Source organism: Synechococcus sp. H55.7 (genome assembly GCF_047462395.1).
In the GTDB taxonomy this organism is placed as follows: Bacteria; Cyanobacteriota; Cyanobacteriia; order Thermostichales; family Thermostichaceae; genus Thermostichus.
Genome location: NZ_JANSJD010000007.1, coordinates 84,624 through 102,283, shown reverse-complemented (window position 1 = coordinate 102,283; position 17,660 = coordinate 84,624). Strand labels below are relative to the sequence as shown.

Genomic DNA, 17,660 nt, shown 5'->3' with positions numbered 1-17,660 from the left:
TCGGGTTTGCAATGAGCCTATCTGTGGGCGGATCCCTGCCGGCAAAATGGTTTAATGGGAGTTTAGCCCTTCACTTGACCCCTATGGCTGAGACCTTTCTTTACAACGCCTTGCGTGCCGCCCTCGACGAAGAAATGGCCCGCGATTCCAATGTATTCGTGCTGGGAGAGGATGTCGGCCATTACGGCGGCTCCTACAAAGTCACCAAAGACCTGTATCGCAAGTATGGGGAGATGCGCCTGCTGGATACCCCCATTTGCGAGAACAGCTTCACCGGCCTGGCCATCGGGGCAGCCATGACCGGCTTGCGCCCGGTGGTGGAAGGGATGAACATGGGTTTTTTGCTCCTGGCCTTCAACCAAATCGCCAACAACGCCGGCATGCTGCGCTACACTTCCGGCGGCAACTTTAAGATCCCACTGGTCATCCGCGGGCCGGGCGGGGTGGGCCGCCAGTTGGGAGCCGAGCACTCGCAGCGGCTGGAGGCTTACTTTCAAGCGGTGCCCGGCCTCAAGATCGTGGCCTGTTCAACCCCTTACAATGCCAAGGGTTTGCTCAAGTCGGCCATCCGCGACGACAACCCCGTTCTCTTTTTCGAGCATGTGCTCCTGTACAACTTAAAAGAAGATCTGCCGGAGGAAGAGTATCTTTTGCCTCTGGATAAAGCCGAAATTGTCCGATCCGGGTCGGACGTTACCCTGCTCACCTACTCGCGCATGCGCCACCACGTGCTCAAGGCTGTGGATACTTTGGTGTTACAGGAGATCGATCCCGAGGTGATCGATTTGATTTCCCTCAAACCTCTGGATATGGAGACCATTGCTGCTTCGGTGCGCAAAACCCACCGGGTGGTCATCGTTGAAGAAGACATGAAAACAGGCGGCATTGGGGCGGAGCTGACCGCCCGCATCATGGAAGAATTGTTTGACGAGCTGGACGCGCCGGTGGTGCGGTTGGCCTCCCAGGACATTCCCACCCCCTACAACGGCACGCTGGAGGCAGCCACGATCGTGCAGCCGGCAGATATTGTGGCGGCGGTGGAGCGGCTCCTCTACGCTGATTAGAGCCCCTGGCATCAGACGTCGAAATCCTACTCCCAGCTCCGCAATCACCTGCAAAGTTCTCAGGGCAACCTTGCTAAGATTTCCATGGCAGGGATCCCAGGCTATGCAAGGCGTACTGCTGATCCTCTACATGTTGTTTGTCAGTGGCCTGATTGCCGTGGTTGGGGATCGGGTTGGCTATCGGATTGGCAAAAAGCGCCTCACCTGGTTTAACCTGCGCCCCCGCCACACGGCCGTTTTGGTAGCCGTGATTACCGGGGTGAGCATCTCGGCGCTGACCTTGGGCACACTGCTGCTCCTCAACCGCTCCCTGTCGGAGGCCCTGTTCAGCTACACCAACCAAATTGCCCAGGCGGAGCAGGAGCTGCGGGCCCTCAACCGCCAAAAGGCCCTGCTGGAAGCCGAAAATGCCGCTCTCAGGGTTGAGCGAGACCGCCTCAAGCTGGATCTCGACCAGTTTCGCAGCCAGCAATCGGCAGCCCAGACCCGCCTGAGCGAAGTCCGGGATCAACTGACCTTGGCGCTGCAGGAGCGGCAAGAGGCAGAAGCCAAGCTGGCGGCAGCCAATGAGCAACTGGCCCAGGTGCAGCCCAGCCTGGCTCGAGCCCAGGCCGAGTTGGAGGCGGTGAAGGCAGAGGTGGAGTCGGCCCGGCAGGTCATTGCCACGCTGCAGTCGCAAAAACAAGCCCTGCAACTGGATCGGGATCAGTTAGAGCGCTCGTTGGATACGGCCCAGGCAGCTCTGGCCCAACTGGAGAGCCAAAAAAAACAGCTTGAGCAGGAGATCGAGCAGCTCAACCAGTTGGCGGTGCGGTTGCGGCGGGGAGAGTTGGCCATCCTGGCCGGAGAAGTCTTGGCGACGGGGGTTGTCGAGTCGCCGGAAGGGGCCAAACCGGAGGTGATCCGGCAACAGTTTGAGCGACTGTTGGCTCAGGCCGAGCGACGGGCCCTCGTCCTCGGATCCCAGCCCATGCCCCCTCTGGAAAACGCGATCTTGATCCGCCGCGAGGATGCCGATCAAGCCTTGGAAAAGCTACAAGAACCCGGTAGCTGGGCGGTGCGCATTCTCTCGCTCTCCAATCGGCTCAAGGGCGAGCCTGTGCCTGTGCTGGTACAGATCTACCCCAACCAGCGGATTTTCGCCAAGGGATCCGTGCTGGCCCAGGGGGTGATCCAGCCGGGTTTGAGCGAAAATCAAATCCAGCAGCAACTGCTGCGACTGCTGAACCAGGCCAATCAGCGCTCGCAAGAGGAGGGGCTCCTCTCCGATCCCATCACCGGCACCGTTGGGGAATTCTCGCAGGTGAAGTTTTTGGAAGTGGTGCAGCGCCTCCGTCAAAGCACCACCCCTATGGATGTAAAGCTGGTTGCCGACACAGACATTTACACGGCGGGGCCGTTGCGGGTGAGTTTTCTGATGGCCGACCAACCCAGCTCTTCTGGAGTTTCACAAGCGGGGCCCCCTGAGGGATGATGGACTCACTCCGTCCGGTAAGGCTGGAAGAGGGGCGGGTGCTGATCGGTTTTGACCCGGGGCGGGACAAATGTGGCCTTGCCGTTGTGCAAGTCCAGCCGGTGTGGCAGGTCTTGCATCGGGAAGTGGTCTTGGCAGGGGAGGCGCCGGCCAGGTTGCAGAGCCTCTGGCAGCAGTTTGGAGCGGAGCGGGTGATCCTGGGCAACCAGACGACGGCCCAGGCCTGGAAACACCAACTGGAATCACTCATCCCCCCGCCGCAGATCGTCCTGGTGGACGAGCGCCACAGCTCGGAAGAGGCCCGGCGGCGCTACTGGGATTTTTACCCGCCGCGAGGATGGGAGCGACTGTTGCCCAAGGGGATGCGGATGCCGGCCAAGGCGTACGATGATCTGGTGGCTCTGATTCTGGTGGAGCGCTATTGTCGTGAGACTGAGCCGACGTGAGCTGCTGCAGGGGATCCTGCTGGGGCTGATGGTGACAGGGTGTGGTGGGCACCTGCCTCTGATTGTGGCGCTCAAGCAAGGGATCCCCGCCAGCCTGGTGAACGAGTTTCGCCGCCGCACTCAGGCTCGCTTTCGGCTGCAACTGGTGGATGAGCGGGCCCAACTGCTGGCCTATCTGCGGCAGAGCGTCCAGCCGCCTGGTTCGGCCTGGCGGGTTCGGCGGCCGGTGGCAGCTCTAAGCCTGTTGGGGGCCGACGCTTTGGATCGGGCCGTGGCTGCCGGATGGCTGGATCCCTTGCCGCCTGAGCTTTTGGGGGAACGATGGTCCAATTTGGATCCCCGCTGGCAAGCCGCTGCGCGCCGGGAAGGACAGATCTGGGGTGTGCCTTGGCGCTGGGGGGTAACGGCCATCGCCTACCGCCGCGATCGGGTGGGCAAGCCGATTCGGGACTGGGAAGATCTGTGGCGGCCTGAGCTGACCGGCAAGATCACCCTGCCGGATCACCCGCGGGAGGTGATCGGGCTTGTCCTCAAAAAGATGGGCCGCTCCTACAACGATCCCCTCGACCCTGAGGATGTCGAACTCCGGCAAGAGCTGGGATCCCTGCACCGCCAGGTTTTGGCCTATACTTCCGCCGACTACCTGCCCATCTTGCGCCTGGCCGATAGCTGGGTGGCCGTGGGCTGGTCGCAGGATCTCTATGCCACCCAAGCCAACTACCCGGAGCTGGAAGTGGTGATCCCGGCGTCTGGCTCCGCCATCTGGTGGGATGTCTGGGTGCGACCTCACCTCAAAAACCCTGCCGACCCAGAATCAACCCAGACAGATGCTGGATCCCTGCTGGCCAACTGGATTGACTTTGTCTTGAATCCTGAGTTTGCCCCTCGCCTGGTGAATCTGAGCGGGATCGCTTCGGTTGTGCCGCTGGATTTGGCGCAACTGGCCCCCCGCCTGCAATGCCGAGCCGACTTTCAAATCTCCACTTGGCAACGCGCAGAGATCTGGCGCCCCTTGAGCTCAGCCGAGGCCGAGTCCTATCTTAATCTCTGGGATCAAATGCGACGGGGCCTTCTGTAGAGCCACGGCCCGTGGCAGGCTTTGGCATCTATCGGGTGGACAGTTGAGAAGTCTTGTGCCGGCCCGCAATACTTTGTCAAGGTTTGCAACGCTGCTGAGGAGCTGTGGTAGGATGCCTGCTGTCTGATGAGCCAGTCGCATTTGCATCGAGGAGAGCGCCTTGAGCCTGAGAGTTGCTGTTGTGGGAGGTGGCCCAGCCGGAGCCTCTGCCGCCGAAGTTTTGGCCCAAGCCGGAATTGAAACCTTTTTGTTGGAGCGGAAGCTGGACAACGCCAAGCCCTGCGGGGGGGCCATTCCCCTCTGTATGGTCTCCGAATTCAACCTCCCTGAGGAGATCATTGACCGCAAAGTGCGCAAGATGAAGATGATCTCCCCTTCCAACTATGAGGTGGATATCGTCCTCGACAACGAAAACGAATACATCGGCATGTGCCGCCGCGAGATCTTGGATGCCTTCTTGCGCAACCGTGCCCATCAAAAAGGGGCGGAGCTGATCAACGGCAAAGTGATGCATCTGGAAATTCCCCAAAATAACCGGGATCCCTACATCCTCCACTACAACGATTTCTCCGACGGCTCGAGGCAAGGGAGACCGCGTTCTTTGGCGGTGGATGTGGTGATCGGGGCGGATGGGTTCCACTCCAAGGTGGCGGAAGCCATTGGTGCTGGCGACTACAACTATGCCCTGGCCTTTCAGGAGCGGATTCGGCTCCCGGACGACAAAATGGCCTACTACGAAGAGCGGGCAGAGATGTACGTGGGGGACGATGTTTCTCCAGACTTCTATGCCTGGGTCTTCCCCAAGTCCAACCATGTAGCCGTAGGCACCGGCACCATGAAGGCCAACCAGGCCAACATCCAAAAGTTGCAAGCTGGGATCCGTGCCCGCGCTGCCGAGCGGATTCGGGGGGGGCAGGTGATTAAGGTAGAGGCCCATCCGATCCCGGAGCATCCGCGTCCGCGCCGCGTGGTGGGCCGTGCGGCTTTGGTGGGGGATGCGGCAGGCTATGTAACCAAATCCAGCGGCGAAGGGATCTATTTTGCCGCCAAGTCGGGCCGCATGTGTGCCGAGACCATCGTCGAGACCTCCAACGGCGGGAAGCGCGTCCCCAGCGAGGAGGAGCTCAAGCTGTATCTCAAGCGCTGGGATCGCCAATACGGCCTGACCTACAAGGTTTTGGATATTCTACAACGGGTGTTCTACCGTTCCAACGCCACTCGCGAAGCCTTTGTGGAGATGTGCGCCGACCGGGATGTGCAGCGGCTAACCTTTGACAGCTACCTCTACAAGACGGTGGTGCCCATGAACCCTTGGGTGCAGTTCAAGATCACGGTCAAAACCCTGGGCAGCCTGATCCGCGGCAACGCTTTAGCTCCCTGAGGATCCCTACTGCCACTGGAAGGTGACGGTAACGCGATCCCAATTGGCTTCCGTTTTCAGCACACTGGCAGAGGCCCGTTGTCCGGCGGGCACATCGCTGGGCTCAAACGCGGCCACCCGCGTATCGATGACTGCTTCTCCCTGATAGAAGGTGAAACGAGCGCGGGCGTTGAGAACGGTGCGGGTGCTGCGGTTGATCGCCTCCACGCTCAGGCGGCTGCCGGCCCCTACCCGTTCTTCTCGAATGGATCCCACGATCACGAAATCTCCCGGGTTGGGCGCAGATGTGGCGGCGGTCGGCGTTGGGCTGGCCATCGGTGGGGCCGTCTCGTTCTGCTTGAGGAGCTCCAAAACGCGGGCCAACTCTTGCTGGAAAAAAACAAAGGCTTCCCGCGATTGGTTGGCTACCTGGGCCAAAATCAGCCGATCCGACTCCTCTACCGGAATTTCCAGCAGGGGGGCCGGCCCTTTGAGGGTGACTCGAATGCTGGCGACCTCTTGGTTGATGAACTTATCCAGGTAGGGAAAGATGTTGAGAATGCAGTCTTGAAACGATCCCATCGGCATAATGCGATTGTTCGTCAGCACCAAGTCGGCCCGCTCACAGCTAGCCCGATCCTCCATATCGATCTCCAGGGGCACGCGGAAGGATCCCAGGCTGGTGTTGGTGATGGTGACGCCAATGCCGTACACCTCCTGTCGCCAGCCGTGGATGATCTCCAGGCTGGGACTGGTCACTTCCTCGGTGAAGTACTCTCCCGCCCAGACAGGGGATCCCCCCAGAGATAGGGTCAATAGCAACACAGGGAAATAGCAGGTCAGTCTCCGGTTCACCTCAACCTTCCTCCACGCACAGCTTGTGAATTCTGGGGCAAGGCATCGATTTGCTTCCCTGAGATGGAAATAGCCTAGCCTCAGAGCTACCGCCCAACCAAGAGACGCACCTTTTGCACTGGACACTCTCTCCGCCCCGACCTCTTGCACCAGCAGCCAATGGTCATCTCCGCAGGTATCCAAAGTATCCATTTTTACCTCAAAGCACCCCCTCAGCGGGTCTGGAGAGGCCATTTTTTGCAGGGATCCCCAAAGATCGCCACCTACTCCGTACACTGGGATCCTGGGGGGGCATGATGACCGGACAACGACTCAGCCTGTGGACGAAGCTGGCCTATGGGGTGGGGGATCTGGGCACGGGCATAACGGCCAATATCCTCATCTTTTTCCTGCTGCCCTTTCTCACCAATACCGTCGGCATGGCGGCGGGCCTGGCCGGCAGCATCTACGCCATCACCCGCTTTTGGGATGCCCTCAACGATCCCCTCATCGGCATCCTCAGCGACCGCACCCGCAGCCGTTGGGGTCGTCGCCGCCCCTGGCTGCTGTTTTCGGCTCTTCCCTTTGCCCTGACCTTTGCGGCGCAGTGGTGGATCCCTTTTCCCGGTCGAACTGGGCTTTTGTTTGCCTATTACCTGGCGGTGTCGCTGCTGTTTAACACCTTCTACTCTGCCGCCAACATTCCCTATGCCTCTCTGACAGCGGAGCTGACCCAAGACTACGACGAGCGCACCCAGCTCAACCAGTTCCGCTTTGTCTTCTCGGTGGGAGGCAGCATGGTTGCGGTAGTCAGCTTTCCGCTTTTGGTTAACCTGCTGCCGGATCGGGCTGCCGGCCATCTGCTGGCGGGAGCTTGTTTTGGGGGGATCTCGGCTCTGCCCCTGCTGCTCTGCTTTTGGGGGGTGCGAGAACGGTATCAATCCTGGCGGGATCCGCTGCCCCTACTGCAGCAACTGCGGGTGGCCTTCAGCAACCGCCCCTATCTATTTGTCAGCGGCATCTACCTGTGTTCTTGGCTGGCGTTTCAGTTTACGGCCACGATCATTCCCTATTTCATCGTTTTCTGGATGCAGTTGCCGGAGGTGTGGATCTCGCTAGTGGTGTTGGCGGTTCAGAGCGTTGCGGTGCTGACCCTGTTTGCCTGGACGCGACTGAGCGCCCACCTGGGCAAGCGCGCCATGTACCTGATTGGGGCGGGGTTTTGGCTGATCTCCCAAGCCGGCCTGTTTTTCCTACAGCCCGGCCAGGAGCGGCTCATGATTGCCCTGGCGCTGTTGGCGGGGGTGGGGGTTTCGGCCACGGCCTATCTCGGCCCCTGGTCGATGTTGCCGGATGTCATCGACCTGGATGAGCTGCAAACTGGGGAGCGGCGGGAAGGGATCTTTTGTGCCTTGATGGTGTTCCTGCAAAAGGTAGGCCTAGGACTGGGGCTGTTTTTCCTAGGGCAAGTTCTGGAGTGGTCTGGCTTTATCCCTTCGGTGGCCGGGGGGCCGCCGCCCACCCAGCCGGAATCGGCCCTGTTGGCCATCCGCCTTGCCATTGGCCCCTTGCCGGCGGTGGTTTTAATCGGCGGCATCCTGCTGGTGTGGCTCTACCCCATCACCCGGCAGCGCCACCGGCAGATCCTGCAGGAACTAGAAGCAAGACGGGCGGGATCCGCCTAGACAAGAGCCGCTTCCCCTCTTTAGTTGAGGATGATGCGCAGGCCGCTGCCGGAAGGCTGCACCGGCTCGGAGTTGGGCAGAATCCGCAGGCCGCTGCCGCTGGGCCGGATCCCGGTGTTGTCGGTATTGACGAAGAAGGTGTTGGAGCGGCCATCCCGCTCGTAGACCACCACGTCGTTGGAATTGAACTGGGAGCGGCAGATGATGGGGGAGTTGTCGGCAGCAGTGGCGGCGCTGCAGCGGTAGCCAGGGGCAGAGACCACTTGGCCCTCGGCATCGATGGAAAAAGGAACTCCCCCGGGCGGGAACGGAGCCAAGAGCGGCTGGTCGGGGTTGAGGATAACCGAGCCACCGGTGCTGGGTTCGACAACGATCCCGCGGCCATCAATGACGATCCGCTGAGCTTGTACAGGAGCGACAGCCCCCAAGAGCAAAGCCAGGCTTAGCCCCAGTGGGCGGGGAAAAAACAGTTTCATCGGACATCTCCTTTGGCCCAGGGCCATTCCACTCTTTGGGATCCATCGGCTACCTTGGAGGGATCCCTAACTTGATCTTGGCCCAGGTAGGGAGGATAACCCAGGGCGGAAGTCGTCACCTCGCTTGCCAGGATGGGCACTTGGCCTTCGGCTCGACTACCACAGCCCGGAACGCCCCAGCGCCAGACCCACCACCAACATCCCCAACACCAGAAAAGGCTGAGCGCTGGCCTGGTATTTCACGTCGTTGTTGAGGGGATCCCGCAGCAGGTACATGTCTTGGAAGGTGATCTGGGGGATAATGAGCAGCACCAAAATCGCCGCATAGAGTTTTAGGCCGGCTCCCAGCAAAAACGAGGCCATGCCGAACTGAAATAGATCAATCATCAGCGCCGCGATCCAGGCCGCCCCCACAGCGCCAAACATCACCGGCAAAGAGGCGAGTCCAAATTGTCTATCTCCCTCGATGCTTTTGAAATCGTTGACCACGGCAATCCCCAAGCCGGCCAAGCTGTAGATTAGAGTTAGGATGCAGACTGTCCAGTTGAGCTGGCCAAACAGGGCGTGGCCTGTCCACCAGGGCAAAGCAATGTAGCTGGCGCCCAGGGCGTAGTTGCCCAGCCAGCCATTGCGCTTTAGTTTCAGGGGCGGCGCCGAGTAGATGTAGGCAATTAGGGCTCCCGCCAGGGCAATGCAGGTGATCACCGGGAAGTCGTGGCCGGTGTACCAGTCCAGGGCATAGGCCAACCCCAGCCCCAAGATCAGCAGCACCCAGATCTGGATAACCACCCGCCGGAGGGAGATGGCCCCGGAAGGGATGGGGCGGTAAGGCTCGTTGATGGCGTCAATCTCGCGGTCGTAGTACTCGTTCAGGGTCTGGGTGTAGCCGGTCATCAGGGGGCCGGCCAGGATCATGCCCACCAGGATGAGGGCCACGTTCTCCCAAGTCCAGGTGAAATGGCCAGAAGAGGCCGCCCCCGGAATCAGGCCCCACACCAGCGGGATCCAGGTGACGGGCTTCATCAGTTGCAGGTGGACTTGCCAAACGGAGCGAGACTCCACCTCTGCCCCTTTCATGCCCAAAAGTTGACGGACACGCCGGCTGGCGGATCCTTGGTCGGTTTCAGGAGCCGGCGCGGTTTCTGCGCTGGGATCGGCAGCAGGGGCCATTGCGTCTGCCGCTGGCGCCAAAGATGGCTCTTGAGAGGTGCTTTCGCTCATAGTGGGGTGCGCAATCAAACTTCAACAACGGGGATACCCACCCCCATTCTGAGGCATCTTCCCTCGTTCCTCAAAACTTTCCTCTAGACAATCTGCGCTGCCACGAATAGGGATTGGTGCTGGGCCGGGATCCGCTCTTTCTCGGCTGCCGGGATCACCAAGGGGGGCTGCCGGGTGTAGTTGACGGGATCCCGGAACCAAGGTCGGCTGTAGGTGTTGTAAAGGAGGGGCCGGGGAGCGGTAGAACGATTGGCCCGGCCTAGGTGGATCAAGCGGTAATCGAACAGCAGGCAGGATCCCTTGGCCAGCGGCGGATCGACAAAGGGCATCTGCCGGGCCAGCTCGGTGTAGTGGGCCTCGAAAACGGCATGGCTGCCGGGCCAGAGACGGGTTATGCCGTTCTCTTCGTTGACATCCACCAGCGGAATGAGAAGATTGAGGGCATAGCAGGGGATGATGGCATCCAGAATTGCGTCGCCGAAGAGGTGGGAGAGATCCCGGTGAACCTGTTGGTCGGCGGATCCCGGCAGAGAAACTACCACCCCCAGACCGCTCAGGATCAGGCTTGATCCCAAGATTCGCTGCAAAATAGGCAGGACTAAGGGGTGGGCATAGAGCAGGGGATCGTTGAAGGGCCCCTCCAGGCGCACCGTCACCATCACTCGTCGATTGCCCACCAACAGGGCGTCGGTGTGGTTCTCGTGGGTGCAGTAGCGGCTGTAGGTGGCCAGAAAGCTGCTGTGCAGCTTGTCGATGAGCGCCGTGGGGAAGATCTCCGGCAGCACCAGGTAGCCCTCGGTGGAAAACAGGTGAAACGCCTGCTCTACGGTCTCCGGATCCGGCTGCTGTCCTGTATGGCTAAAGCGCACCTGGGCTAACACGAACCTTTACCCCTTTTGCAGACTGGCCACTGCCATCAGCATGCCCCGCGCCTTGTTCAAACATTCTTGATATTCCCGCTCTGGATCCGAGTCGGCCACGATGCCCGCCCCGGCTTGGACGCTCACCTGGCCCCGTTGAACCAGCAGGGTGCGGATGGTGATGGCGGTGTTCAGTTGGCCGGAGAAGTCATAGTAGCCGTAGGCACCGGCGTAGGGGCCGCGGCGGCACCCTTCCAGCTCGTGGATAATCTGCATGGCGCGAATTTTGGGGGCGCCGGTAACGGTGCCGGCAGGAAAGGTGGCCCGCAGCAGATCCCAGGCGCTGTAGCGGGGATCCAACTGCCCTACCACGTTGCTGACGATGTGCATCACGTGGCTGTAGCGCTCAATCTGCATCAGGTCGTCCACCTGCACGGATCCCAGGCGGCAGACCCTTCCCAGGTCGTTGCGGGCCAAGTCCACCAGCATGACGTGCTCCGCCCGCTCCTTGGGATCCGCCAAGAGCTCTTGCTCCAACTGGCGGTCTTCGGCGGGGGTAGTGCCGCGGGGGCGGGTGCCGGCGATGGGACGCACGGTGGCGATGCGCTCTTCCCCCACCCGGCTGAGCTTGACCATCACCTCTGGGCTGGAGCCAATCAGGCAGAGATCCCCAAACTGCAAAAATGCCATGTAGGGGGAGGGGTTAATCAGCCGCAGGGAGCGGTAGAGGCGAAAGGGATCCCCGTCAAAGCGGCTGGTCAAGCGCTGCGAGAGCACCACCTGAAAGATCTCGCCGGCGCGGATGTAGGCTTTGGCCTGCTCCACCGCCTGGCAGTAGGCGGCGCGGCTGAGGGTGCTGGGGGGAATGGCATCGGGCAGGTGGGGCTTCCAGTCGAGGCTGAGGTGGGATAGCGACAGGGGAGCGCTGAGCTGTTGCAGCAGCGTTTCCACCCGCTGGCAAGCTTGGGCGTAGGCCTGCTCCGCCGGCTGCTGGCGCGTGTCGGCAAAGGCCACCACCCAGATCTTGCGCTTCACCTGGTCGAAGATCAGGATGCTGTCCACCTGCATTAGGATGGCGTCGGGCGGATCCCCTGGCTGCGGGGGATGGATGGGTACCTTGGGCTCAATCCAGCGAATCAGCTCATAGCCCCAGTAGCCGAACAGCCCGCCAATGCTGCTGGGCAACTCTGGCAGGTGCACCGGCTCATAGGGCTGCAGGCAGCGGGCCAAAATGGCAAAGGGATCCCCGTGGTGCTGCTCTCGATGCCCGTCGCGGTGGATTTGCAAGGCCTGATCCCCGCGCACCTCTAGCACCCACAGGGGATCGCAGCCGAGGAAGCTGTAGCGGGCCACCTGCTCCCCTCCCTCCACCGATTCCAACAAAAAGTTGTAGGGCCGCCCGGCGCAGACCCGGTACCAGGCAGAGACAGGCGTTTCCAAGTCCGCCACCCATTCCTGGTACACCGGGATGAAATTGCCCTGTTGGCTGAGGGCGAGAAACTCCTTCAGGGAAGGGAAGATCATGGCCTGCACTTCCTGCGGTTTGCCTCTCGACTTTACCCTAAGGCGGGCAACCATTAAGCTGAGGGGGGCTTTTCTCTCGGGAACCTTGGCCATGCATACCCCATCGCAGATCCTTCGCGAGCGCCTGCGCTTCCACGGCCACAAGTACACTTTTGTCAGCCAGCGTTTGCGCTTTCCCAACGGCACAGAAGGGGAGCGGGAGTACCTCATCCACCCCGGCGGCGTTGTGGCCGTGCCGGTGACTGCCGAAGGCAAGTTTGTCTGCATTCGCCAGTATCGCTTTGCCGTCGCCGCCTACCTTTACGAATTTCCTGCCGGCACCGTCGAGCCGGGAGAACATCCGGATGAAACCATTCGCCGCGAGCTGGAAGAAGAAACCGGCCTGCGCGCCCACCGCTGGGATCCCCTCGGCCAATTTTATCTGTGCCCCGGCTATTCCAGCGAGATCATGTACGCCTACCTGGCGCGGGATCTGGAAGTGCTGGATGCTCCACCGGCCAAGGACGAGGATGAAGACATCGCCGTCGTGGAGTTTTCGCCTGCTGAACTAACGGAAATGGCCCGTTTTGGCCTGGACTTTGATAGCAAATCTATCGCCTGCTTTTGGCGGGCCCAATTGTTTTTGGCGGCAGAAAAGGGGGCTATTCCAAGTGGCAACCAGACATGAGTGGCAAACTCTGGCCATTGCAATTGCCGGTGAACCTTTGCCTTGCCTAGCTTCCCTCCCTCAGAGCGAGAGTTAGGGATCGATCCAGCGAGCCGTTCCATTTGATAATGACTACGACTTTTTTGTACAGCTTTTTCTAGCGTTATCTACGGCAGCCAGTATAGATCAATCTCTTGCATCAGTCGCCCCTGACCATCAAGGTGGGCGCGACGTTGAATTGAACATCAGAGGGATCCCTTATCCCGGTTACTTTGTTAACTGGAGAAGCCTTGGAGTCTCCTAGAATTTTAGGGTCGAGGGGTGAGGAAATATGCGGAAGCTGTTGTATTCCTATGGTCGCATAGCCTGGGGAGTGGCCTTGGTTGTCACCCTACCAACTGCCGTTGGTTCTGCCCATTCCCAGCCTATGCTTCCGCTTTTGCCGGCTGTTTCTGAGGGGGGCAGCGCGCGCGAAGGAGTTGTTGCCCTATTTCGTCAATCCATCTGGTGGGACTTCATCCGTGGCAATCGTGGCGAAAACCTGCGCCTGTTTGCGGCCAGCCTCACCGCTTCCGATCGTCAGGATGTAGTGGCCGTGTTTGAAATCCAGCGGCAGCCGACAGTGGAGCCGGTGGTGCGGGTTCTCAGCTTTGGACATCAGGGAGGATACGATTTTCGCCTGCTCCACACGGCTGAGCCGATCCCAGGGCGGTTGGTGGAAGCTCACCTGCGCACCGACATCACCCCCAGCACCCAGCCCAAGTTGGTGCTGCTCACCGAGCGAGGGGGCATCAGCCTGCTGCGGTCTGTCTTGGTCTTGGAACACCGGCTAGAGGGGTTTGTGCCGTTGCTAAGCGTAACAGACTTAAGCAATGCCAGCCTGCGGGTCAGCCCCCAAGGGATCCTGGTCATCTCCAGCGTGCCGGGATCCAACCGCGACTCGCGCGCCACCCTCTACCAGTGGGAAGGAGATGGCTTTGTCCGCCGCGATCTGTAGCATCCCAAGTTTTTCGATTGGCGACAAGGCATAGGCCGCTGGGATTCGTTCCCAATTGCTGCGAAGCAGTCCCCTGCAACTCCCCTCTCCCACTGGGAGAGGGGTCGGGGGTGAGGGGAGACTCCCATTGAAAGAGGGATCGGGGGTGAGGGAAACGTCTCCAGCCTATTGAGGGTGACCAGAGAGCTGCTGAGCCTGCCAGCAGACGCCCAGGCTGGGCGCTTGGCCCACCTGCCAGAGAAACAGGCTTTCAGCTCCCAGGGGATCCAGGCTCCAGGGATCCAGGTCAGACCCAAACCACCCGTAGGGATCGACAGGGGCAGGTTGGCCAGAGTTGGTTTGATCAAGGCGGCGCACCTCAAAATGGAGATGGGGCCCACTGGCACAGCCGCTGTCGCCCGAGAGGCCGATTACGTCCCCTGCCGCCACTCTCTGTCCCTCCTGCACCCGGATTTGGCTGAGGTGGGCGTAGAGGGTTTCCAAGCCGCCTGGCTCGTGCAGAATGCGCACCCGCAACCCCCTGACCGGGCGGCCCAAGCCAGGACACAAAAACTGCGGCTCTTGACGCGCCAAGGTGACCCGTCCTGAAGCGGCGGCCAAGATCGGCGTACCCACCGGCATGGCCCAGTCGTAGCCGGCGTGGCCATCGCTTTTGCCGCAGGGGTGCAGCGGGCCAGGGAGCCAAACTTGGCCTTGCCCACTGACAAACCGTCCGTTGCCATCTTCCTCCCCCAGGGGCATATCGTGGTCGAAAAGGTTGGTGACGGGAAATTCGCCGACAAAGGGCTTGTGCAAGAACGGCCACTGGGGCAGCGGCGCATCCCCATCGGCAGAGCGATGGCTCTCCAGCGCCAGCCGATAGTTTTCCAGCTCCTGACGCTGAGCCGGATCCTGCGACTGCCGATACAAGAGATCCACCAGGCGCAGGGCCTGAGACCAGTCCCGGCGCTCCACAGCCCGGGCCAACTGGGCGTACACCCCCACCAGGGATCCCTGCCACCGAGGTAGGGGCAGGCCCTGGGCAAAGACAGAGGGGATGTTTACGAATTGATACAATAGACAGCAAAATATCAGCAGTGTCACCGTTAGCAGCAGTGACACCTCTGTCCAGGGAGCCATCCCAAGTAGGCCGGCCCGCAAGCAAGCGGGTTCGTTCTTGGAGTTGGGCTTTCTTCCCAGGCCACCCGCTTTTCTCCTCAGCCGTTGTAGGAGCGGTAGAGAGGCAGAGCGGCTTTGCTTAACCACTCTCCTGGAGTTTCTCATGCGTTGGTTCTCGTCCTCTGGTGTTCTCGTCAGTCCGTCTTTGCAGCTTTCTGTTTGGCGAAGTGTTCTGCCTCTGTCCGGCTCAATTTGGCGGCGGCTGGAAGCTTTGGCGCTGGGTTTGCACATTCTGTCTTTGCTCTTCGGGTTGGCAGGGTTGCTTTGGGTTGTACCCCATCCTGAGTGGGTGGCCAGTTTGCCCCCCGTTGGCATTCAAGCCTTCTCCTGGAGCATGGGCAATGGCGGCGTTGCCTACATGGTGTTCGGGGCGCTGGCGGCGGCTTTGATGGGATCCCGACTGTTGGGAGTGCGGCGCCTGTTGATGTTTTTGATCCCGGCGGTGGGCATCTCCCTGGCCAGCGAGCTGTTGGGCACCAGTACAGGGATCCCCTTTGGCGACTACGGCTACCTCAGTGGGCTGGGCTACAAGATTGCCGGGCTGGTTCCCTTCACGATCCCTTTGTCTTGGTTTTACGTGGGGCTGTCCTCTTACCTGTTGGCGCGGGTGGCGCTGCAAGCGGGTCGCCACTGGCTGATCCACTGCGAGGCCATCCTGTTGGGGGCGCTGCTGCTCACCGCTTGGGACTTCGTGCTGGATCCGGCCATGACCCGCGGCTTGATCCCCTTTTGGACGTGGTTTCAGCCGGGGCCTTTTTTCGGCATGCCGTTGCAAAACTTCGGCGGTTGGATGCTGACCGGGGCCGCCTTTATGACCGTAGCCAACCTCCTCTGGGGGAAAGATCAGCCTGTGTTGAACCGCCGCCAGTTGTTGGGGCCGCTGGTGCTTTATGTAGCCAATTTTGCTTTTGCCCTGCTGATGAGCCTGGGATCCGGCATTTTCGCGCCAGCGGGGCTAGGCCTGTTGCTGGGCTTGGGGCCAGCCTTAGGGTTGTGGTGGAACGCCCCGCCTGCACCCTCCCATCCCGAAGCGGTTGAAGGAGAGGCAGCTCGAACCTGGCAGGCGCTGGAGGATCCTGGCTGGGCGGGGGTGAAATAGCTGCCTGGCGTAGTTATGAGGGAGCAACAGTGCCCTGTAGCCCTTTCGGTGCTCACCCCTCTTGCTGGCCCATATCTGCCTGGACGAATGGGGGGATCCTTCGGGGCCACCCAAAATGGAGCCCAAGTCGCGGCAGCGGTGGAGTAGTTTGTTAACTTAACTGCTGCCGCCGTGGCCAGACTTTTTTTCTGGATGAGGCGAAGTGGAAGCCGGTTCCGTTTCCTTTGATTTGTCCTGTAGCAAGCCGATCAGCAAGCAGGCCACCCCAAGGTTGATGGCCACATCCGCCACGTTAAACACCGGAAAGCGGATCCAAACCAGATTAAAAAAATCCACCACGTAGCCGTTGAGAAAGCGGTCGATGCCGTTCCCTACCGCTCCTGCCCAGACCAGACCGTAGCCCGCCTGTTCCCAACGGCCCAGGCTGCCGCCGCGAATCGCCAGCAGCGCCAGCGCCACCGCTACCCCCAACGAGACCCACTTGAGAAACTCTGCCGAATCGGCAAACAGGCTCCAGGCGGCGCCGGTATTTTCCACATAGGTGAGGTGAAACACCCCCGGCCACAGCTCGATTTCCGGCCCCGGCAGCAGCCGCTCCACCGCCCAACGCTTGGTCGCCTGATCCAGGATCACGCCCAGGATCCCGGCCAGCCAAAAGCCCGTGTTTTTCATGCCCTTTTGCTTCACCACGTCCACTGGCAATAGCGCTCAGAGGAGCACTTTTCCCATCCTGACATTCTCTCTCCCGCCTGTGGTGTGGGTGACAAACCGCAGGGGCAAGGCTTGGGGGTTCATCTGGCTGGAGAGCTTAATCAAGAAAAACGCCCGGCTGGCTGAGCCGGACGGGGATCCCACAGTCCAGATAAAGAGAGCCAGAGCGGCTACCGACCCTGTTGCTCCAGGGATCGGCGCAACTCACTGGCCATCTGCAGAAACTCTTGCGGATTGCCCGCCTTGCCGTAGGAGGAGCGATCTTCAACCTTTTTGCCACTGCCTTGGCGGGTGCGGGTGTTGAGCAAAGAGCTGGCCATTTCCATGAACTTGGCAGGGTTTCCTTCGCTGCTGCCCCGCATCACAGAGGTTCGTCCGGCACGAGTCACTGCCATAGCTACCTTGATTCTCAGAAACGAAATGCTTGTTCATATCTTCCCACAAGGGATCCCAAACCCGCCAGGCCCAGCGCTCTATTAAGCTAGGAGAATTGTTGGAGATAGCCGTGAATTCTCAGGCTTTGCATCACCAATTCGATACATTCAGAGATGCTTTGCTCGGCGGTTTTGCACACCACCTCTGGACATTCCGGCGGCTCGTAGGGATCGTCGATGCCGGTAAAATGCTGGATGAGACCTGCCCGCGCTTTGCGATAGAGGCCCTTGACATCCCGACGTTCGCATACCTCTAGGGGGGCATCCACAAAGACTTCGATGAAGTTGCCGATCTGCCGCCGCACCTCCTGCCGGGTGGCCCGATAAGGGGAAATGGCCGACACCAGCACGATCACCCCGTGGCGGGTCAGCATCTCTGCCACAAAGCCGATGCGGCGAACGTTCTCATCCCGATCTTCTTTGCTGAAGCCGAGCCCTTTGGTCAGGTGTTGCCGCACCAGGTCTGCATCGAGCACTTCCACCGCCAGCCCCAGAGCCTGCAACTGCTGGGCCACACCGCAGCTCAGGGTGGTTTTGCCCGCGCCGCTGAGCCCCGTAAACCAGACTGTTACCCCCCGCCGCCCCATGGGTGT

At 60.5% G+C, this 17,660-nt stretch carries 18 protein-coding genes; 9 read left to right on the top strand and 9 right to left on the bottom strand.

Annotated elements, in window-relative coordinates; translation table 11 throughout:
- Positions 1-83: 83 nt before the first annotated feature.
- The 5 genes from NW851_RS05230 (at position 84) to chlP (ending at position 5,443) form a co-directional block, all read left to right on the top strand.
- A complete protein-coding gene (locus tag NW851_RS05230) occupies positions 84-1,064 on the top strand; it encodes an alpha-ketoacid dehydrogenase subunit beta (RefSeq protein ID WP_414333511.1) in 981 nt (326 codons plus the stop codon).
- Positions 1,065-1,167: 103 nt separating this feature from the next.
- Entirely contained in the window at positions 1,168-2,538 is a 1,371-nt protein-coding gene (locus NW851_RS05225; RefSeq protein ID WP_414337213.1) for a DUF3084 domain-containing protein, read from the top strand.
- On the top strand, positions 2,535-2,984 hold the full coding sequence (locus NW851_RS05220; protein WP_414337212.1) for a resolvase: 450 nt from the start codon (positions 2,535-2,537) through the stop codon (positions 2,982-2,984). The genes NW851_RS05225 and NW851_RS05220 overlap by 4 nt, the downstream gene beginning before the upstream one ends.
- Positions 2,965-4,062, top strand: coding sequence for an extracellular solute-binding protein (locus tag NW851_RS05215; RefSeq protein ID WP_414337211.1), 1,098 nt, complete (start codon positions 2,965-2,967; stop codon positions 4,060-4,062). Before NW851_RS05220 ends, NW851_RS05215 begins: the two co-directional genes overlap by 20 nt.
- A gap of 160 nt (positions 4,063-4,222) precedes the next feature.
- Positions 4,223-5,443 carry a geranylgeranyl reductase gene (gene chlP / locus NW851_RS05210; RefSeq protein ID WP_414333518.1) on the top strand — a complete coding sequence of 407 codons (1,221 nt, stop codon included), beginning with the start codon at positions 4,223-4,225 and terminating at the stop codon, positions 5,441-5,443.
- Positions 5,444-5,449: 6 nt separating this feature from the next.
- Here chlP and NW851_RS05205 read toward each other — a convergent pair whose 3' ends face one another.
- Positions 5,450-6,247 (bottom strand): hypothetical protein, encoded by a 798-nt coding sequence (locus tag NW851_RS05205; protein ID WP_414337210.1) that lies wholly within the window; start codon positions 6,245-6,247, stop codon positions 5,450-5,452.
- A gap of 323 nt (positions 6,248-6,570) precedes the next feature.
- Between NW851_RS05205 and NW851_RS05200 the strand changes: the two genes are divergently transcribed.
- Entirely contained in the window at positions 6,571-7,941 is a 1,371-nt protein-coding gene (locus NW851_RS05200) for an MFS transporter (protein WP_414333522.1), read from the top strand.
- A gap of 20 nt (positions 7,942-7,961) precedes the next feature.
- Here NW851_RS05200 and NW851_RS05195 read toward each other — a convergent pair whose 3' ends face one another.
- From NW851_RS05195 to trpE, 4 genes are all read right to left on the bottom strand, one after another.
- Positions 7,962-8,417 carry a hypothetical protein gene (locus NW851_RS05195; RefSeq protein ID WP_414333524.1) on the bottom strand — a complete coding sequence of 152 codons (456 nt, stop codon included), beginning with the start codon at positions 8,415-8,417 and terminating at the stop codon, positions 7,962-7,964.
- A gap of 156 nt (positions 8,418-8,573) precedes the next feature.
- On the bottom strand, positions 8,574-9,638 hold the full coding sequence (gene chlG, locus NW851_RS05190; protein WP_414337209.1) for a chlorophyll synthase ChlG: 1,065 nt from the start codon (positions 9,636-9,638) through the stop codon (positions 8,574-8,576).
- Between the two features lie 83 nt (positions 9,639-9,721).
- Positions 9,722-10,519, bottom strand: a complete 798-nt coding sequence (locus NW851_RS05185) for a phytanoyl-CoA dioxygenase family protein (RefSeq protein ID WP_414333527.1) — start codon at positions 10,517-10,519, stop codon at positions 9,722-9,724.
- A 6-nt stretch (positions 10,520-10,525) separates the two neighbouring features.
- Positions 10,526-12,022 (bottom strand): anthranilate synthase component I, encoded by a 1,497-nt coding sequence (trpE, locus tag NW851_RS05180; protein ID WP_414333546.1) that lies wholly within the window; start codon positions 12,020-12,022, stop codon positions 10,526-10,528.
- A gap of 91 nt (positions 12,023-12,113) precedes the next feature.
- Between trpE and NW851_RS05175 the strand changes: the two genes are divergently transcribed.
- Both NW851_RS05175 and NW851_RS05170 read left to right on the top strand, forming a co-directional pair.
- Positions 12,114-12,689 carry an NUDIX hydrolase gene (locus tag NW851_RS05175; RefSeq protein ID WP_414333529.1) on the top strand — a complete coding sequence of 192 codons (576 nt, stop codon included), beginning with the start codon at positions 12,114-12,116 and terminating at the stop codon, positions 12,687-12,689.
- A 310-nt stretch (positions 12,690-12,999) separates the two neighbouring features.
- Positions 13,000-13,665 carry a hypothetical protein gene (locus NW851_RS05170; protein ID WP_414333531.1) on the top strand — a complete coding sequence of 222 codons (666 nt, stop codon included), beginning with the start codon at positions 13,000-13,002 and terminating at the stop codon, positions 13,663-13,665.
- 165 nt (positions 13,666-13,830) lie between these two features.
- Here the strand turns inward: NW851_RS05170 and NW851_RS05165 are convergent, their stop codons facing one another.
- Positions 13,831-14,721, bottom strand: a complete 891-nt coding sequence (locus NW851_RS05165; protein WP_414337208.1) for a M23 family metallopeptidase — start codon at positions 14,719-14,721, stop codon at positions 13,831-13,833.
- A 205-nt stretch (positions 14,722-14,926) separates the two neighbouring features.
- Between NW851_RS05165 and NW851_RS05160 the strand changes: the two genes are divergently transcribed.
- The gene (locus NW851_RS05160; RefSeq protein WP_414337207.1) at positions 14,927-15,922 is read left to right on the top strand and encodes a carotenoid biosynthesis protein; all 996 of its coding nucleotides are present in this window, start codon (positions 14,927-14,929) and stop codon (positions 15,920-15,922) included.
- Positions 15,923-16,078: 156 nt separating this feature from the next.
- Here the strand turns inward: NW851_RS05160 and lspA are convergent, their stop codons facing one another.
- From lspA to cysC, 3 genes are all read right to left on the bottom strand, one after another.
- Entirely contained in the window at positions 16,079-16,594 is a 516-nt protein-coding gene (gene lspA / locus NW851_RS05155; RefSeq protein WP_414333548.1) for a signal peptidase II, read from the bottom strand.
- 209 nt (positions 16,595-16,803) lie between these two features.
- Positions 16,804-17,028, bottom strand: a complete 225-nt coding sequence (locus NW851_RS05150; protein WP_414333537.1) for a hypothetical protein — start codon at positions 17,026-17,028, stop codon at positions 16,804-16,806.
- A gap of 86 nt (positions 17,029-17,114) precedes the next feature.
- Positions 17,115-17,654 (bottom strand): adenylyl-sulfate kinase, encoded by a 540-nt coding sequence (gene cysC / locus NW851_RS05145; protein WP_414333538.1) that lies wholly within the window; start codon positions 17,652-17,654, stop codon positions 17,115-17,117.
- Positions 17,655-17,660: the final 6 nt, after the last annotated feature.

What these genes read in the sequence shown, in the direction of transcription:
- NW851_RS05170 (WP_414333531.1), top strand. Translation starts at nt 13,000, where the DNA reads ATGCGGAAGCTGTTGTATTCCTATGGTCGCATAGCCTGGGGAGTGGCC.
- NW851_RS05150 (WP_414333537.1), bottom strand. Translation starts at nt 17,028, where the DNA reads ATGGCAGTGACTCGTGCCGGACGAACCTCTGTGATGCGGGGCAGCAGC.
- NW851_RS05160 (WP_414337207.1), top strand. Translation starts at nt 14,927, where the DNA reads ATGCGTTGGTTCTCGTCCTCTGGTGTTCTCGTCAGTCCGTCTTTGCAG.
- NW851_RS05220 (WP_414337212.1), top strand. Translation starts at nt 2,535, where the DNA reads ATGATGGACTCACTCCGTCCGGTAAGGCTGGAAGAGGGGCGGGTGCTG.
- NW851_RS05225 (WP_414337213.1), top strand. Translation starts at nt 1,168, where the DNA reads ATGCAAGGCGTACTGCTGATCCTCTACATGTTGTTTGTCAGTGGCCTG.
- NW851_RS05230 (WP_414333511.1), top strand. Translation starts at nt 84, where the DNA reads ATGGCTGAGACCTTTCTTTACAACGCCTTGCGTGCCGCCCTCGACGAA.
- cysC (WP_414333538.1), bottom strand. Translation starts at nt 17,654, where the DNA reads ATGGGGCGGCGGGGGGTAACAGTCTGGTTTACGGGGCTCAGCGGCGCG.
- lspA (WP_414333548.1), bottom strand. Translation starts at nt 16,594, where the DNA reads ATGAAAAACACGGGCTTTTGGCTGGCCGGGATCCTGGGCGTGATCCTG.
- NW851_RS05175 (WP_414333529.1), top strand. Translation starts at nt 12,114, where the DNA reads ATGCATACCCCATCGCAGATCCTTCGCGAGCGCCTGCGCTTCCACGGC.
- NW851_RS05195 (WP_414333524.1), bottom strand. Translation starts at nt 8,417, where the DNA reads ATGAAACTGTTTTTTCCCCGCCCACTGGGGCTAAGCCTGGCTTTGCTC.
- NW851_RS05200 (WP_414333522.1), top strand. Translation starts at nt 6,571, where the DNA reads ATGATGACCGGACAACGACTCAGCCTGTGGACGAAGCTGGCCTATGGG.
- trpE (WP_414333546.1), bottom strand. Translation starts at nt 12,022, where the DNA reads ATGATCTTCCCTTCCCTGAAGGAGTTTCTCGCCCTCAGCCAACAGGGC.
- chlG (WP_414337209.1), bottom strand. Translation starts at nt 9,638, where the DNA reads ATGAGCGAAAGCACCTCTCAAGAGCCATCTTTGGCGCCAGCGGCAGAC.